Source organism: Roseovarius sp. SCSIO 43702 (assembly GCF_019599045.1).
Taxonomy (GTDB): Bacteria; Pseudomonadota; Alphaproteobacteria; order Rhodobacterales; family Rhodobacteraceae; genus Roseovarius.
The window spans coordinates 1,938,480-1,955,491 of the sequence record NZ_CP080623.1 but is presented as its reverse complement, the minus strand read 5'-3'; the positions used below and the strand labels follow the sequence as shown (position 1 = coordinate 1,955,491).

General features: G+C 65.1%; 14 protein-coding genes. 7 read left to right on the top strand and 7 right to left on the bottom strand.

Annotation, left to right across the window (positions count from 1 at the left end):
* Window position 1: 1 nt before the first annotated feature.
* Entirely contained in the window at window positions 2–2,887 is a 2,886-nt protein-coding gene (locus tag K1T73_RS09590; protein ID WP_220600498.1) for a monovalent cation/H+ antiporter subunit A, read from the bottom strand.
* A gap of 652 nt (window positions 2,888–3,539) precedes the next feature.
* On the opposite strand from K1T73_RS09590, the gene K1T73_RS09585 reads away from it, so the two are divergent.
* The 3 genes from K1T73_RS09585 to K1T73_RS09575 all read left to right on the top strand — a co-directional run bounded on the left by K1T73_RS09585 (window position 3,540) and on the right by K1T73_RS09575 (window position 7,851).
* Window positions 3,540–4,559, top strand: a complete 1,020-nt coding sequence (locus K1T73_RS09585; protein ID WP_220600497.1) for a putative 2-aminoethylphosphonate ABC transporter substrate-binding protein — start codon at window positions 3,540–3,542, stop codon at window positions 4,557–4,559.
* A gap of 84 nt (window positions 4,560–4,643) precedes the next feature.
* Window positions 4,644–5,813, top strand: coding sequence for a putative 2-aminoethylphosphonate ABC transporter ATP-binding protein (locus K1T73_RS09580; protein WP_220600496.1), 1,170 nt, complete (start codon window positions 4,644–4,646; stop codon window positions 5,811–5,813).
* 4 nt (window positions 5,814–5,817) lie between these two features.
* Window positions 5,818–7,851, top strand: a complete 2,034-nt coding sequence (locus K1T73_RS09575) for a putative 2-aminoethylphosphonate ABC transporter permease subunit (RefSeq protein ID WP_220600495.1) — start codon at window positions 5,818–5,820, stop codon at window positions 7,849–7,851.
* Window positions 7,852–7,869: 18 nt separating this feature from the next.
* Here K1T73_RS09575 and K1T73_RS09570 read toward each other — a convergent pair whose 3' ends face one another.
* The 3 genes from K1T73_RS09570 to K1T73_RS09560 all read right to left on the bottom strand — a co-directional run bounded on the left by K1T73_RS09570 (window position 7,870) and on the right by K1T73_RS09560 (window position 10,805).
* Complete coding sequence (locus tag K1T73_RS09570) at window positions 7,870–8,739, bottom strand: LysR substrate-binding domain-containing protein (protein WP_220600494.1); 870 nt, start codon at window positions 8,737–8,739, stop codon at window positions 7,870–7,872.
* Window positions 8,740–8,834: 95 nt separating this feature from the next.
* The gene (locus tag K1T73_RS09565) at window positions 8,835–9,857 is read right to left on the bottom strand and encodes a 2-hydroxyacid dehydrogenase (RefSeq protein WP_220600493.1); all 1,023 of its coding nucleotides are present in this window, start codon (window positions 9,855–9,857) and stop codon (window positions 8,835–8,837) included.
* 87 nt (window positions 9,858–9,944) lie between these two features.
* Window positions 9,945–10,805: a LysR family transcriptional regulator gene (locus K1T73_RS09560; protein WP_220600492.1), complete on the bottom strand. Its 861-nt coding sequence runs from the start codon at window positions 10,803–10,805 to the stop codon at window positions 9,945–9,947.
* Between the two features lie 91 nt (window positions 10,806–10,896).
* Here K1T73_RS09560 and K1T73_RS09555 point away from each other — a divergent pair, with 91 nt between their 5' ends.
* Both K1T73_RS09555 and K1T73_RS09550 read left to right on the top strand, forming a co-directional pair.
* Entirely contained in the window at window positions 10,897–12,042 is a 1,146-nt protein-coding gene (locus K1T73_RS09555) for a gamma-butyrobetaine dioxygenase (RefSeq protein ID WP_220600491.1), read from the top strand.
* Window positions 12,042–12,635 (top strand): HD domain-containing protein, encoded by a 594-nt coding sequence (locus tag K1T73_RS09550; RefSeq protein WP_220600490.1) that lies wholly within the window; start codon window positions 12,042–12,044, stop codon window positions 12,633–12,635. Before K1T73_RS09555 ends, K1T73_RS09550 begins: the two co-directional genes overlap by 1 nt.
* A gap of 70 nt (window positions 12,636–12,705) precedes the next feature.
* Here the strand turns inward: K1T73_RS09550 and K1T73_RS09545 are convergent, their stop codons facing one another.
* The gene (locus K1T73_RS09545; protein ID WP_220600489.1) at window positions 12,706–14,097 is read right to left on the bottom strand and encodes an amidase; all 1,392 of its coding nucleotides are present in this window, start codon (window positions 14,095–14,097) and stop codon (window positions 12,706–12,708) included.
* A gap of 14 nt (window positions 14,098–14,111) precedes the next feature.
* A complete protein-coding gene (locus tag K1T73_RS09540) occupies window positions 14,112–14,351 on the bottom strand; it encodes an Lrp/AsnC ligand binding domain-containing protein (protein ID WP_220600488.1) in 240 nt (79 codons plus the stop codon).
* A gap of 159 nt (window positions 14,352–14,510) precedes the next feature.
* On the opposite strand from K1T73_RS09540, the gene aroQ reads away from it, so the two are divergent.
* Window positions 14,511–14,954, top strand: coding sequence for a type II 3-dehydroquinate dehydratase (gene aroQ / locus K1T73_RS09535; protein ID WP_220600487.1), 444 nt, complete (start codon window positions 14,511–14,513; stop codon window positions 14,952–14,954).
* Entirely contained in the window at window positions 14,951–15,706 is a 756-nt protein-coding gene (locus tag K1T73_RS09530) for a LuxR family transcriptional regulator (protein ID WP_220600486.1), read from the top strand. The genes aroQ and K1T73_RS09530 overlap by 4 nt, the downstream gene beginning before the upstream one ends.
* Before the next feature lie 390 nt (window positions 15,707–16,096).
* Here K1T73_RS09530 and tsf read toward each other — a convergent pair whose 3' ends face one another.
* On the bottom strand, window positions 16,097–16,972 hold the full coding sequence (tsf, locus tag K1T73_RS09525) for a translation elongation factor Ts (protein ID WP_220600485.1): 876 nt from the start codon (window positions 16,970–16,972) through the stop codon (window positions 16,097–16,099).
* Between the last annotated feature and the right edge of the window lie 40 nt (window positions 16,973–17,012).

The window sequence follows — 17,012 nt, the reverse complement described above, 5'->3', positions numbered from 1 at the left end:
GTCAGCCACCCTCCTTCATATTCATGGGCGCCATCGGCACGGCCGGCGGGTCGTCGCGGGACGGGTCGATATCCATCGGGTGCTCGCTGTCGGGCACATGGGCGCGCCGCGCCAGCCGCGAGAAGCTCTCGAGCGACAGCATCACCGCGCCGACGACCGCCAGGAACACACCCAGATCGAAGAGCGCGGCGGTGGCCAGTTCGAACTTCTCGAAGGGCGGGATGCGGACATAGGTGAAATCCGAGGTCAGGAACGGCTTGCCGAAGAACCACGACCCGATGCCGGTCAGCCCGGCGGTCAGGACACCTGCGCCGATCACTCCGTGATAGGGATATCTCAGCCGGGACGAGGTCCAGGTGAAGCCGCTCGCCATGTATTGCATCACCACGGCGATCGACACGATCAGCCCGGCGATGAAGCCGCCGCCCGGCTCGTTATGGCCGCGCAGGAAAATGTAGAAACCCACCAGCAGCACCACCGGCATGATCACCCGCGTCAGCACCACCATCATCAGCGGGTGAATGTCGCCTGCCCGTGGCTGGTCCGGCTTGCGGTTCAGCAGGCGCGCGCGGACGGGGCCGCCCAGCAGCGTCTCGGTCAGCGCGTAGATCAGCAGGGCGGCGATGCCCAGCACGATGATCTCGCCATAGGTGTCGAAACCACGGAAGTCGACGAGGATCACGTTCACCACATTGGTGCCGCCGCCACCCTTGTAGGAATTCGCCAGGTGGAACTCCGAAATCGGCGTGTCCACCGCGTCGCGCAGCATGTAGTAATAGGCCAGCCCGAAGGTCGCCAAGCCCCCCGCCACGGCGATGCCCGCGTCGCGGACCCGGCGCAGCACGGTGCTCTCGATGGGGGTGGTATTGGGCAGGAAGTTCAGCGCCAGCAGCATCAGGATGATCGTCACCACCTCGACGGTAAACTGCGTCATGGCGAGGTCAGGGGCGCTGAGGAACACGAAGCCGATGGATACCATCAGCCCCACGATGCCGATCAGGATCAGCGACAGGAAACGGTTGCGGTGCAGGAAGACCATGCCCACCGTCGCCGCGACCAGCATCGCCCAGCCCGCAATCGTCACCGGACCGGCATATTGCACGGTGCGCGTGGCGGCGCCCATGGTGCCGGTGCTCCAGGCGTGAAACCCGGCGGCGATGATCGTCACCGCGCCGATTGCGGCGTAACGGGTGAAGGCTCCGTCATGCAGCGGCAGGATCACCGCGCGGGTCAAACGGACGACCGCCTCGACCAGTGCCTCGAAGATCACCTTGGCCTCGGGGCGCGGGGCCGCGTCCCACAGGCGCAGGGCGGGGGTGAAGACCGCCAGCATCAGCAGGCCGCCCACCACGGCGATGATCGACAGGAACAGCGCGGGTACCAGCCCGTGCCAGATCTTGAGATAGGCCTTCGGCACCTCCGCCGCGTCGCCCAGCACCGATGCGGTGACCAGCTTCACGAACGGCTCCGCCAGGAACGGCGCGACGCCGATCACGACCACCATCACCACCAGAATGGCGGGCGGCAGCCACAGTCCGGAGTCGGGATCATGCGGCCGGGCAGGGTAGTCGTCGCGCACCGGTCCGAGGAACACATGCCCGATCAGCCGGAAGCAGTAGGCGGCGGAAAACAGCGAGCCGACCGTCGCCAGAACGGGCACCAGCCACGGCGCGCCGAACAGCGTGGTGTGCAGCGCCTCCTCCAGCATCATCTCCTTCGACAGGAACCCGTTGAGCAGCGGAATCCCCGCCATCGACAGCGCCGCCAGCGTGGCGATCACGAAGGTCACCGGCATCAGGTGCCGCAGCCCGCCCAGTCGGCGGATGTCGCGGGTGTGGGCCTCGTGGTCGATGATCCCCGCCGACATGAACAAGGCCGCCTTGAACGTCGCGTGATTGAGGATGTGGAACACCGCTGCCATCGCGCCGAACGCCGTGCCGGTGCCCAACAGCATGGTGATCAGCCCGAGGTGGCTGACGGTCGAGAACGCCAGCAGCGCCTTCAGGTCATGCTTGAACAGCGCGATCACCGCACCCAGCACCATGGTGGCCAACCCGGCGGTGGTGACGATCACGAACCATTCCGGCGTGCCGGACAGCACCGGCCACATCCGCGCCATCAGGAAAATCCCCGCCTTCACCATGGTGGCGGAGTGCAGGTAGGCCGATACCGGCGTCGGCGCGGCCATCGCGTGCGGCAGCCAGAAATGGAACGGGAACTGCGCCGATTTGGTGAAACAGCCCAGCAGGATCAGGATCAGCGCGGGCAGGTAAAGCGGGTCGGCCTGTATCAGGTCGCGGCTGGCAAGGATCACGCTCAACTCGTAGCTTCCGGCGATCTGCCCGAGAATCAGCATCCCCCCCATCATCGCCAGCCCGCCCGTGCCGGTGACGATCAGCGCCATGCGCGCGCCTTGGCGGCCCTCCGGCAGGTGTTTCCAGTAGCCGATCAGCAGGAAGGAGGACAGCGAGGTCAGCTCCCAGAACACCAGCAGCAGCAGGATATTGTCGCTCAGAACGATCCCCACCATCGCGCCCTGGAATAGCAGCAGATAGGTGAAGAATTCGCCCATATTGTCGTCGCGGCTCAGATAGTGCCGCCCGTAGGCGATGATCAGCAGGCCGATGCCGAGGATCAGCAGCGCGAAGAAAAAACCCAAACCGTCGAGCATCAGGGTGAAATTCAGCCCCAGCGACGGCATCCACTCGATCTGCATCGTCACGACTTCGCCCGCCAGAACCGCAGGCAGATTGGTCAACAAGCCGATGAAAGCCAGCAGTGATACGGTGAAGGTCACACCAGCGCAGGCGGCACGGCCTGCCGAGTTCATCAATCCCGGCAGAAGTGCACCGAGGAAGGGTAACGCAACGATAAAGAAGAGGGACACGAAAATTCCTGATCCGATGTTGCTGACAACTTGCACAAAACTGCGTCGGATTTGCAATAGCGCGGAACGACTTGAGTGACCTTAGTCGAGTTTGTTCGAGTTGTCAGTTGTTGCGGCCGTCCAAGCTACCAAATGACCGGTCGCGTTCGCTTTGGCGTTCCTGCCGACGCGCTGCCCGTCATTCGGATGGCCGGCTTGCCTGTTCGCCACGCGGGCGGGGTAGGGAGTTGGGCCATAGCGCCAGTGGCACGATGGAGAGCGTTTCATCTACAGGTCGCAACATGGCAAGATTTTCATCGGCAATTGTTTGTCGGAGTGTTTCCATTAGCGCGTTCCGACAGGACGACAAAACCGCATCCCGATTGCGCATAATCAGTATTATGTCAATAATAGTGCTGCGCGCTGCGGGGTCTGCCGATGTGTCATCAAGAACGCTTTCGGTTCAGGGAACGCGATTTATTCCGTGGTTTCAAATCCTAACGCGCCCATCTTCAACTTCCGCACGATCCGTTGGCGCCTCTCATATAAACTGAGCCTATGGTCTTGTAGGTAATATCAATTATCTTTTTTCCTCTCGTCTGCGAAACTCGTGTCGTAAAAATGAAAACAAATGCGTGCAAAACGCATGTCACACAACTGGGAGACTGACGGAATGCAATTTCTGAGAACACTGGGACTGTCCGCGATCGCCGGGCTCATGACGGCGGGTGCTGCCATGGCCGAGACCGAATTGACGGTCTACACCGCGATCGAGGCCGAAGACCTCAAGCGCTATGCCGAGAAGTTCAACGAGGATCACCCCGACATCAAGATCAACTGGGTGCGCGATTCCACCGGCGTCGTGACCGCGAAGCTCCTAGCCGAGAAGAACAACCCGCAGGCGGACGTGATCTGGGGACTCGCGGCTACATCGCTTCTGCTGCTGAAATCCGAAGGCATGCTGGAGCCCTACAAGCCCGAGGGCGTCGAGAAGCTCGATCCCAAGTTCGTGGACAAGAGCGACCCGCCCGCCTGGGTGGGCATGGACGCCTGGGTGGCGGCCGTCTGCTTCAACACCGTCGAGGCCGAGAAGCTGGGCCTGCCGCAGCCAACCTCGTGGAAGGACCTGACGGACCCGGTCTACAAGGACCAGGTCATCATGCCCAACCCGAACAGTTCGGGCACCGGCTTCCTCGACGTCTCGAGCTGGTTGCAGATGTTCGGCGAGGACGAAGGCTGGGCCTACATGGATGCGCTGCACGAGAATATCGCGCGGTACACGCATTCCGGCTCGAAGCCCTGCAAGCTCGCCGCGGCGGGTGAGATCCCCATCGGCATCTCCTTCGCCTTCCGCGGGGCCAAGTCGAAGGCCGACGGCGCGCCGATCGAGATCATCGTGCCCGAAGAAGGCGTCGGCTGGGACATGGAGGCGATCGCCATCGTCGCTGGCACCGACGCGCCCGAGGCCGCGCGCACCCTCGTGGACTGGACCATCAGCGAGAAGGCCATGGAGGAATACAATGTCGGCTATGCCGTGGTGGCGATCCCCGGAATCGCCAAGCCGGTCGAACATTTCCCCGAAGGGCTCGAGGAGGCGATGATCGACAACGATTTCGAATTCGCCGCGAACAACCGCGAGCGGATCCTCGAGGAATGGCAGAAGCGCTACGACAGCAAGTCCGAGTCCGAGTGATCGCGTGTGGGCGGGGGCGCGGTTGCGCGCCCCCTGCCCCGGCTGGACCACCCCCCGTTTTCCGACAGAGAAGAGGTGCCGAGCATGGCCCAGAGCACAGCCGCAGTCGCGGTTTCCGAAGCCGATCCGACGCTCCAGCAGGACGAGCCGCGCGCCTACCTGCGCATCGACGGGCTCTGGAAGTATTTCGGTGAGTTCGCGGCACTGAGGGACATCTCGCTCGAGGTGAGAGAGGGCGAGTTCGTCTGCTTCCTCGGACCCTCGGGATGCGGCAAGACGACGCTTCTGCGCGCCATCGCGGGGCTCGACCTGCAAACCCACGGGACGGTCCTGCAAGCCGGCAAGGACATCTCGGCCCTGCCCCCCTCGAAACGCGATTTCGGCATCGTCTTCCAGTCCTACGCGCTTTTCCCCAACCTGACGGTGCGGCGCAACATTGCCTTCGGGCTCGAGAACGAGGGGCGCCCGCGCCGCGAGGTCGAGGCCCGCGTGACCGAGCTTCTGGGTCTCATCGGGCTGCCCGACCAGGGCGACAAGTATCCCGCGCAACTCTCGGGCGGACAACAGCAGCGCATCGCGCTCGCGCGGGCGCTTGCGACGAATCCCGGTCTTCTGCTTCTCGACGAGCCGCTTTCTGCCCTTGACGCCAAGGTCCGCGTGCATTTGCGCCACCAGATCAAGGAGTTGCAGCGCACTCTTGGCGTGACGACCATCATGGTGACGCATGACCAGGAAGAGGCGCTCGTCATGGCCGACCGGATCGTCGTGATGAACCATGGCGTGATCGAACAGGTCGGCACGCCCACCGAGATCTACCGTGAGCCCGCCTCGCTTTTCGTGGCGGATTTCATCGGCGAGATGAACCAGATCCCCGCCCGGGCCGGCGGGCCGCAATCGGTGGTGATCGGCGATGCCGAGATGGATTGCCTTGCCTACGACTTCGCGAAGGGGACCGAGATCGTCGCGGCGATCCGGCCCAATGACATCATCCCCTATGGCGGCGCGGATGACAGCTCGGGCGAGCGAAGCCGGGCGAGCAACACGTTCGACGTGACCGTCGACTCGATGGAATTTCTCGGGGCCTTCTGGCGCTGTCACCTCGGCAACGCCGCGTTTCGCGGCGAAGAACTGATCGCCGATTTCTCGATCAACGCGGTGCGGCGGCTGGACCTGCGCGAGGGCGGCTCCATGACCGTGGAACTGCCGCGCGACCGCCTCATGGCCTTCGCGTGCCCGACGGCTGGACAGGAGTGACCGGATGACCGCGACGGATGGCCGGGTCTTCCCGGCGAAGGCAGATATCCCGCCGGACACGCCGGTGGTGAAAGGCAAGCTCTCGCGCGATGACTACGTGATGCGGGCACTGATGGTGGTCATCGCGCTCTATCTCGTCGTGTCGCTCGTCCTGCCGCTCTACGCCATGCTCTCGAAGAGCCTCTCGACCTTCACCTACGACCTGTCGGCCTACGAGGTGCAGGTCAGCGACGAGGCGGGCAACTATACCACCGACCCGGTGACGCTGGCCGAACTCAACGACGACCTGGGCCGTCTCGAGCCCTCCGATCTTGCCACCGGGGCCGATGGGCGGCTCGAGGTCGTGCAGCTTTTTCCCGATTTCGACTTCCGCAGCCCGGTCATGTACCGCCTGCGCAACACCACCGACGAAGGCCGCTTCCTCGTCGGCTCGCAGCTTCATACCGGCACCGACTGGCTCGAGATGGACAGCAACACGTTCCGCCGCGCCTATCTGCGACCGGTGCGCAGCGTCGGGTTCCAGAACTTCACCGAGTATTTCTCGAACCCCGCGCTCTTCAGCTCGATCCAGAACTCGCTTCTGATCGCGACCATATCGACGATCATCACGGTGACGCTGGCCTTCTGGTTCGCCTATGCGCTGAACCGAAGCTGCATGCGGTTCAAGGGGGTGTTCCGCATGGTGGCGATGATGCCGATCCTCGTGCCGTCGCTTCTTCCGGGGATCGCGCTCATCTATCTTTTCGGCAACCAGGGCATGATCAACTGGATGCTGATGGGCGCGGATATCTACGGCCCCATAGGGATCGTCATCGGGTCGGTCTTCTTCACCTTCCCGCATGCGTTCATCATCATCGCGACGGCGCTGTCGATCTCGGACGCGCGCTATTACGAGGCGGCGCTTTCCCTGCGCTCCTCGCCCTGGCGGACCTTCTGGACCGTGACGATCCCCGGCGCGCGCTACGGGCTCATCTCGGCGGCCTTCGTGGTCTTCAACCTCGTGATCACCGATTTCGGCCTGCCCAAGGTGATCGGCGGCCAGTTCGACGTGCTGGCGGTCGACATCTACAAACAGGTGATCGGGCAGCAGAATTTCGAGATGGGCGCGGTCGTGTCGGTGGTCCTCGTGGTCCCGGCGATCCTCGCTTTCACCGTCGACCGCATCGTGCAGCGGCGGCAGGTCGCGATGCTCTCGGCGCGCTCGGTGCCGTATCAGCCCAAGCCCAACCGGGCCATGGACAATTTCTTCCTCGTCTACAGCCTGCTCGTCGCGCTTTTCATCGTGGGGCTTCTGGCCGTGTGTCAGTTCGCGGCGCTGGTGAAGTTCTGGCCCTATGACCTCAGCCTCAGCCTGAACAACTACCGCTTCGACCTCATGGACGGCGGCGGATGGTCCTCCTATTACAACTCGATCAAGCTCGGCCTTCTCACGGCGCTGAGCGGGACGGTGGTGATCTTCGTCGGCGCCTACCTGGTCGAGAAGGCCAACGGTTTCGCGATGGGACGCGCGATCTTCCAGATGGTCGCGATGCTGCCCATGGCCATTCCGGGGATGGTGCTGGGCCTGGCCTATATCTTCTTCTTCAACGACCCCGACAACCCGCTCAACTTTCTCTACGGGACGATGGCGATCCTGGTCATCGCGACGGTGACGCATTTCTACACCGTGTCGCACCTGACGGCGGTGACGGCGCTCAAGCAGATGGATCGCGATTTCGAGGCCGTCTCGGCCTCGCTCAAGACGCCGACGGTCAAGCTCTTCAGCCGCGTGACAGTGCCGGTCTGCCTGCCCGCGATCCTGGACATCTCGATCTATCTCTTCGTCAATGCGCTCACGACCGTGTCGGCTGTGGTGTTTCTCTATTCACCCGACACGGCGCTCGCCTCGGTCGCGGTGCTCAACATGGACGATGCGGGCGACATCGCCCCGGCGGCGGCGATGGGGATGATGATCTTCTATACCAACGCGGGCGCGCGGATCGTTCACATGATCCTCTCGCGCGGTGTGCTGAAACGTACGCAGGCCTGGCGCGGCTAAGGCGTTTCGCGAAACGCCCTAGCGGGTTCTGCGTGTCCGCTCGACCTCCATGAAGGCGCGGATCACGCGGACATCGCTGCGCTGCGCGAGGTAGACGAGGGTTTCGCTCATCCTCAGATCGACGCCCTTGAGGGTGATCCGCCGAAGCCGCGCGTCCTGGCCGAACTCGGCCTCCGAGACGAAGCCGATCCCGGCGCCCGATGCGACCACTTCGCGCATCGCCTCGCGGCCCTCCACCTCGATCATCGGGATCAGCGGCACGCCCTGGCGCTCGGCTTCGGCCTCGATCTCGGCACGCGTCTTGGACCCCCTCTCGCGAAAGACGAGCGGCCACCTGGCGATCTCGGCCAGGGTCATTTCGTCGATCCCCTCGTCGATCAGGTCGCGCGCCACGCAGGCCACGATCGAGGTCGCGCCAAGCTCCACGTATTCGAGGTCGCCGCCGGGGTCGGGACTACCCAGAACGCCGATCTCGGCCTCGTAGCTGCGCAGCGCGGAGAGCACCTCTTCGGAATTCCCGGTGCGCAAGGTCACGTGGACGCCGGGATGTTTCTTGCGGAAGGCGCTCAGCACGTCGGTCACGTGGTGCGCGGCATCGGCGATGATGCGCAGCTCGCCCCGCGGCGCGGCACTCGATTGCGAGAGATGTTCGCGGATCTGTTCTTCTGCCTCGAAGAAGCGGCGCGTGAGCAGGAACAGCGCCTCGCCCTCGCGCGTGAGACGCACCCGCTTGCGCTCGCGCGAGAAGAGCAGCACGTCGTTCTCCTGTTCAAGCTTGCGTACCTGCTCCGAGATCGCCGGTTGCGTCAGCAACAGCGCCTCGGCCGCGCGGGAAAACCCGCCATGCAGCGCGACGTTGTGAAACGCCTTGAGTTGGCTGTAGTTCATGGCAGCCCTAATCCATAAGCAGGGCATATGGATGCCCGCGATACACTACTTCGACGTATAGTTGAGGGCTCGTGGCTTTTGAAGCGCCGAAATTCTCAGCCGTCGGCTTGCGCGAAGACCACCCCCTCGTGCTGCGCCCTCAGCCGGGGGTCGAGCGAGCGGATCGTCACGGGTCTCCCCTCGATGATCTCGGCACAGCGCGCCAGCGTCTCCTCCTCGAGCCGCGTCATCGCGTCCCTGGTGTAGAAGGTGAGATGCGGGCTCAGGATCACGTTCTCCATTCCGAAGAGCGGCGCGAGGGGATGATCGCGGCGGTCGAGCGGCTCTTGGCCGAATACGTCGAGCGCGGCCCCGCCGAGATGCCCCGATCGCAGCGCCTCAAGCAGCGCTGCCTCGTCCGCGATCGCCCCGCGCGAGACGTTCACGAAAAGCGCGCCGGGCTTCATCGCCGCGAATTCCGCCGCCCCGATCATGCCCCGCGTGTCATCGTTGAGCACGCAATGCACCGAGACGAAATCGCACTCGCCCAGCATCGCGTGCAGATCGTCGCGTTTCTCGACGCCCGCCGCGCGCAGCTCCTCGGCGCTCTTGCCCGGGTTGTAGCCCAGCACCCGCGCCCGAAACCCCGCGCCCGCCATCCGCGCCACGCTGCGGCCGATATGGCCGACACCGATCAGGCCCAGGGTCTTGCCCGCGATGTCGCTCCCCAGCCAGCGTTGCGTGGGCCACGCCCATCCTTCCCTCTCCATCTCCCGGCTGAGCGGGACGAGCTTGCGCGCCAGCGCGATGAGAAGCGCGAAGGCCCCCTCGGCCACCGTCTCCTCGGCATAGAGCGGGATGTTGACGACGGGGACCTTGCGCGCGATGGCCGCCGGAATATCGACCGCGTCGATCCCCACGCCGTATTTCACGATACCTTTCAGATGCGGCGCGGCGTCGATAACGGTCGAGGTGATCGGGGTGTAGCACATGAGGATCAACCCGGCGTCCCGCACCGCGGCGATGAGGTCGGGCTCGGACACGCCCTCGGGCAGAAGAACGAGCTCGTGCCCCGCCTCGCGCAGCGCGCCATCCACCCGCGGACATTCAAGCTCGCAATCGGTTCGGATGATCTTCATGGCATGGTCCCGGAACTGGATACGGCGCAGCGCGCGGCAAGGAGACCTTGGCACGGGTCGCGAGCGCCTTGCAATTGCGCGATGCCCCTACCCTTCGGCGAACCGCTCGGACAGCCGCCGCCACAGGGCGCCGGTCAGCGCATCCTTCCGCGCGATCATCCAGTAGGTTTCCGGCGGCGTCAGCACCGCGTCCGATACCTGAACCAGGCTTCCCGCCGCGAGCCGGTCGCGGCACAGCGGCAGCGAGGCCAGCAGCACCCCTGCCCCCGCCTCGGCCGCGGCAAGCGCGCCGCCCAGGCTGTCGAACCGGACCGAGGGCACGGGCGTCATCGGATCGCCCGTCTGCCGCGCCCATTCCGGCCAGCCCGCCCGCGGCCCCGAGAGCGCGAGGCGTGGCAGGGTCTGCCACGCGGCCCCCTCGCGCAACAGATGCGGCGCCGCGACCGCGCCGATCGCCTCGGCGAAGAGCGGCACCTTGTGGTGATCGCCCCAATCGCCCACGCCATAGCGCACGCGGATCGTGGCATCGAGATGCTGGCTTTCCGATTGCAGCACCATGGTCGAGAACGCGATCTCGGGCCGGTCGTCTCCCTGCCAGCGGGCAAGCCGCGGCGCAAGCCAGAGCGCCGTGACCGAGGCGCTGGCCGAGATCGAGACCTTGCGACGATCGAGCCCGAAGAATGCCTCGCAGCTCTCGCCCAGGTCACGCAACGCGGCGGTGACATAGGGAAGCCAGCTTTCGCCATCGACGCTGAGCGTCACGCCGCGCGCGTTGCGCACGAAGAGCTGCGTGCCGAGCCTGCGTTCCAGGTGCGTGATCCGCTGGCTGATGGCGGCCTGGGTGAGGCCCGTCTCCGTCGCGGCGGCGGTGAAGCTTCCAGTGCGGCCCGCCGATTCGAACGCGCGGATCCATTCGAGCGATATCGTGTCGAGCGACAGTTCAGCCATAAGAATATCCGCCCCTCAGACCGCGAACGCCTTGATTGAGGTTATGCCCGCATCGTGAAAAGCTCAAGCCGGACACATCGAGAGGTTTGGCATGACGATCCATGACGCACGCGTGAGCGACGACGGCAACACCCTGACGCTCGGACAGGGCGGCGGCGCGCGCCGGTTCCACGCGATCTGGCTGCGCGACAACGCCTGGGATGCCGAGACGCGCGCGCCGGCGAACGGGCAGCGCCTCATCGCGCTGAGCGACATCCCGCGGGACACCCGGATCGGCGCCGTCGAGATGGCGGGCGCGACGCTCCACGTCACCTTCGAGCCCGAGGGCAAGACCGTGGCCTATGACACCGACTGGCTCATGCGCAATGCCTATGACCGCGATCACCCCGCCGGTCGCGGCTGGGTCGGGAACGGGATCGAGACCTGGGACAGCAGCCTTTCGGACCGCGTGCCCGAGGGTGATCTCGGCGCCGTCACCTCCGATCCCGGCGCGCTCGAGGACTGGCTGGACGGAATCGCCCGTTTCGGCTTTGCCAAGCTGCGCGGCGGTCCCGTCGAGGATGGTGCGCTCTTCAAGGTGGTCGATCTCTTCGGGTTCGTCCGCAAGACGAATTACGGAAGCCATTTCGAGGTCCGCACCGAGGTCAACCCCACCAACCTCGCCTATACGGGCCTCGGCCTCCAGGCCCATACCGACAACCCCTATCGCGACCCCGTACCCACGATCCAGGTGCTCTATTGCCTGGAAAGCACGGCCTCCGGCGGCGAGAACATGGTGGTCGACGGGTTCCGCGTGGCCGAGCGGCTGCGCGCGGAAAATCCCGACTGGTTCGACCTTCTCAGCACCCATTGCGCACGGTTCGAATACGCGGGCTCGGATGGCGTCGTTCTTCGGTCGCGCCGCCCGATGATCGAGCTTGCGCCCGACGGCGAACTCATCGCCGTGCGCTTCAACAACCGCTCCGCGGCGGCGATCACGGATGTGCCCTTCGAGCGGATGGCCGACTATTACGCCGCCTATCGCCGCATGGCCGAGATCATCGACGACCCCGAGATGGAAGTCACGTTCCGCCTCGAGCCGGGCGAGAGCTTCGTGGTCGACAACACCCGCGTGCTGCACGCGCGCAAGGGCTATTCGGGAAGTGGCAAGCGCTGGCTTCAGGGATGTTACGCCGACAAGGACGGCCTCCACTCCACCCTCGCCGCCCTGCGCGAGCAACCGGCGAGGGCGTCGTGATGGAAAAGCCCACCAACGCCGATCTCACGCCGCAGACCATCGTGGCCTTCCTTGCCGATATCTTCGAGCGCCGAGGCGGGGAAGAATATCTGGGCGAGCCGGTGACCATGGCCGAACACATGCTTCAGGGCGCGACCCTGGCCGAGAGAAGCGGCCAGGACGAGCTTGTCATCGTCTCGGCGCTGCTTCACGACATCGGCCATTTCACCAGCGAATTCGGCATGTTCAGCATGGACGACACCGAGGACCGCCATCACGAGGACGCGGGCGCCGAAGTGCTCGAGCGGTTCTTTCCGTCGCTCGTGACCGACTGCGTGCGCTACCACGTCGCGGCCAAGCGCTATCTCTGTGCGACCCGACCCGAGTATTTCCGCCGCCTTTCCGAGGCATCGGTGCATTCCCTCAATCTCCAGGGCGGCCCGATGACGGCCGAGGAGGTCACGGAGTTCGAGAAGAACCCGAACCTCAAGGAGATCATCGCCGTGCGCTATCTCGATGACGCGGGGAAGGAGGCCGAGATGGAAACGCCCTCCTTCGCGCATTTTGCGCCCATGGTGCAGCGGGTGGTCGACCGGCATTGCGGGGTGGCGTGACCGGCATGGGCCAAGCGCCTGTTCTTTTTAATATCGCGTCATACTCCCTTGGTATTACGCGACAATCACCTCAGCCCACGGGCGCCACCGTGCCACCCAGAACCTCGCCTCCATCAAGAAGCAGGTCCTCGCGGAAATTCGTCGCGACAAGCTGCACGCCCACCGGCGTGCGGCCCTGGGGGCCGTCCACCAGATTGGTCGAGACCGTCAGCCCCGGCAGCCCCATGAAGGGTATGCCGATCTGCAGGGCCTGCGCCGCGATGATCCGATCGAACTCCTCCTCGGTGCCCAGATCGAGCAGGTCGGCGAAGGGCAACTCGCCCGACACGGGGCAGAGAAGCACCGGGTAAGTCTCTAGAAACGCGCGCCATTCCCGGCAGAGCCGCGCGCGGGTCTGCAACGTGTCGAGCAGCCCGTTCACGTCCACGTCGGGCGCATGTCGGCAAAGCCGCTCGTAGACAAGGGTCGCATCGGGGTCGTCTTCCTTGCGGACGATCTCGCCCCCCGAGCGGCGCATCTCGGCCATCCAGAGCGTGAGCTGGCCGCGCACAGCCTCCTGCACCGGCGGCGTCTCGACCTCCTCGACGGTCCAGCCCGCGGCCTCGAGCCGCCGCGCCGCCGCGCGCAGCTCGTCGCGGATCTCGGGGGCGACGTCCATCCCGTCCGGCGCAAGGCAGAGCGCCGCGCGCCGTGGCACCGCGGGACCGCGCAGGGGCACGGGTGCCGACCACGGGTCGGCCGGGTCATGGACCGCCATCGCCTCGTAGGCCAGGCGAAGATCGCCGATGGACCGCGCAAGCGGCCCCGCGATCGCCATGAGTTGCGCGCCGATATGCCGGTCGCCCGAGGTGAAGTTGAGGCTGGGCACCCGGCCCAGGGAGACGCGGAGACCGTGGATCCCGCAGGCATAGGCGGGGTAGCGCACCGATCCCGCGATATCCGTTCCCTGCCCCACCGGCCCCATCCCGGCGGCGACCGCCGCCGACGCGCCACCGGATGAGCCTCCGGGCGTAAGCGCCTGATTCAAAGGGTTTCTCGTGTGGCCGTGGAGGCTGTTTCGGGTGAACCACCTGAGCGAGAAGGCCGGCGTGTTCGTGCGCCCCACGATCACCGCACCCGCGCGGCGCAGGTTCGTCACGAACGGGTTGTCGCGCGTGGCGATGAGGTCCTTCTGGATCCGCAAGCCGTTGGTCGAGGCATGGCCCGCCTGGTCGTTCAGGACCTTCACCGTCACCGGCACGCCCGCAAGCGGCCCCGGCGCATGTCCTGCCGCGCGCGCGTCGTCCGCCGCCTGTGCCGCCGCAAGCGCGGCCTCGTCGCAGCGATCCACGATGGCGTTGATCCCCGGGTTCACCGCGTCGATCCGCGCGAGCGTGGCACGCGTGATCTCGACCGACGACACCTCGCCCGCCGCCATCGCCGCGCGCATCTCCTCGGCCGTCATGGCCCACAGCTCGCTCATCGCCCGGCCCCCTTTCAGAAGGCCTTGAAGGTGAGCGTCGTAAGCGTTCGCTCGATCCCCGGAATGTTGGCCACGTTGTCATTGATGAAGACGCCCACATCCTCGCCCTCGGGCACGTAGAGCTTGAGAAGCAGGTCGAAGGCGCCGCTTGTCGAATGAAGCTCGGAATGGATCTCGCGCAGGACGATGGCATCGGCGACCTTGTAGGTCATTCCGGGCTTGCAGCGGATCTGAATGAATACGCAGGTCGTCATGGCATCCTCTCCGATGATCTCTCGACGCTCCAAGGGATACCCGGCGCCGCGGTGATTGCAACTGCCGATTTCGGGCCGGGCCCCGCGCCGCGCCGACGTCCGGAATACTCGACAGGTGGGCGGCCGCCCGTTAAGATTCAGGTATAAAAGGAATTTGACATGCGATCTCTGCTCATCCTCAACGGCCCCAACCTCAACCTCCTGGGGACGCGACAGCCCGATGTCTACGGTCATACCACCCTGGCCGATATCCAGCGTCTCTGCCGCGAGAAGGCCGAAGCGGTCGGCGTCGGGATCGCGTTCGAGCAGCACAATTCCGAGGGCGCCCTGATCGACGCGATCCACGGCGCGAAGGGCACCCATGCGGGCATCATCCTCAACGCGGGCGCCTATACGCATACCTCCATCGCGCTCATGGACGCGCTCAGCTCGGTCGAGCTGCCCGCCATCGAGCTTCACCTCTCGAACATCCACGCGCGAGAGGCGTTTCGCCACCGCTCCTATATCGCGCGGGTCGCAGTGGGGGTGATCTGCGGCTTCGGGGCGGCGGGCTACCCGCTCGCCATCGAGGCAATGCTGAGCCACCTGGACCGCGACCCATGATACCGACGGCCGAACTCAACGACCTGCTCCACGCGCCGGGGATCGAGGATCTCTGGGACATGCACCAGCGGCGCATGGCGGGCTACGGGTTCGACCGGATCATGTATGGCGCGACGCGGTATCGGTCGGGCGCGCATCTGGGCGATGCCGAGGATTTCGTGATCCTCACCAACCACTCGACCGACTATACGGACGTCTTCATTGGCGAAGGTCTCTATCATCATGCGCCGATGGTGCGGTGGGCGCTGGATCACGACGGTCCCTGTTCGTGGTCGCTCCTGCGGCAGATGGCCGAAACCGGGAACCTGAGCGCCGAGGAGCGCAAGGTGTTCGATTTCAACCTTTCCATGGGGGTCCGCGCGGGCTACTCGATCTCCTTTCGATCGGTCTCGCCCCGCACGAAGGGCGCGATCGCCCTGACTGCCGAGGAAGGCATGCGGCAGCGCGATGTCGACGCGATGTGGGAGACGCATGGCGAGGATATCCTGCTGCTCAACAACATCGCGCATCTGCGCATCCTGTCACTGCCCTACACCTCCCCCGCCCGCACCCTCACCGCGCGCCAGCGCGAGGTGCTGGGCTGGGTCGGCGACGGCAAGACGGTGCAGGACATCGCCCTTCTCATGGGGCTGACCGGCGCCACGGTCGAGAAGCACCTGCGCCTTGCGCGCGATGCCCTCTGCGTCGAGACGACGGCACAGGCGGTGCTGAAGGCCAGTTTCCAGAACCAGATCTTCATGATGGAAGCCTGACCGCACCCCGCCCCCGAAACCCGCCATAATCTCTGGAAAAGGTATGGTTTTCCCTACCTTCAGGCCCAGGGTAGGGAAAACCTGACTTATGTCGCAGGACACTTTGACGCAAGGTAAGGCTGTTCCGTGAGTGGTGGCAATTTTCGCCTTTGGAACACCGGGTGAGCATCCTTGAGATTGCAAGGCTCTGTTGCCTGCCGGCTTTGCCGGGGTTGATGGCTGGCCCTATTGATCGGGTCGGTCATCAACACAGCCGACCGTTGTTCCTCCCAGATGCAGGGGTCGGGTGCGGTGCCGCCACGGCAGGCGGCACCGCCCACCATGTTGCAGACGAAAACGGGGCGCCCGGATGATCCGTGGCGCCCCGTTGCGTCGTCCTTCGAGCCCGGCTCAGCCTTGCGCGGCCTTCGCCACCTCGGCTGCGAAATCCTCTTTCTCGACCTCGATGCCCTCGCCCACCTCGAGCCGGACATACCCGGTGATCTCGGCGCCCGCGTCCTTCGCGGCCTGCTCGACCGTCACGTCGGGATTGACGACGAAGTTCTGGCCCAGAAGCGTGATCTCCGAGAGGAATTTCTTCATCCGGCCCACGATCATCTTCTCGATCACGGCGTCGGGCTTGCCCGATTCCCTGGCGATGTCGATCTGGACCTGCTTTTCCTTCTCGATCACCTCGGGGTCGAGTTCCGCCTCGTTGAGCGCGGCAGGGTTCGTGGCGGCGATATGCATCGCGACCTGCTTGCCGAACCCCTCGTCACTGCCCTTGAGCGCAACGAGAACCCCGATCTTGCCCATGCCCTCGGCAGCGGCGTTATGGACGTAGGAGACGACCGTCTCGCCCTCGATCGCGGCCATGCGGCGCAGGCCCATGTTCTCGCCGATGGTGGCGATCTTGTCGGTGATCGTGTCGGCGACCGTCTTGCCGCCCAGGTCGGCCTCCTTGAGTGCGTCGAGGTCATCGACCTTCACCGCGGCATCCGCGATGTCCGAGACCATGGACTGGAACTCGCTGTTCTTGGCCACGAAATCCGTCTCGGCGTTCACCTCGACGGCGACGCCGCGGCCACCCTCGACCTTGACGGCGACGAGGCCCTCGGCGGCGGTGCGACCGGACTTCTTGGCCGCCTTCGCCAGGCCCTTCGTGCGCAGCCAGTCGACGGCGGCGTCCATGTCGCCATCGGTTTCGGTCAGCGCCTTCTTGGCGTCCATCATGCCTGCGCCGGTCGTGTCGCGCAGCTGTTTCACCATTGCAGCAGTAATTGCCATGTCGGTATCCTCACATCATCGGGGTTCGGGGGCGCGGTGC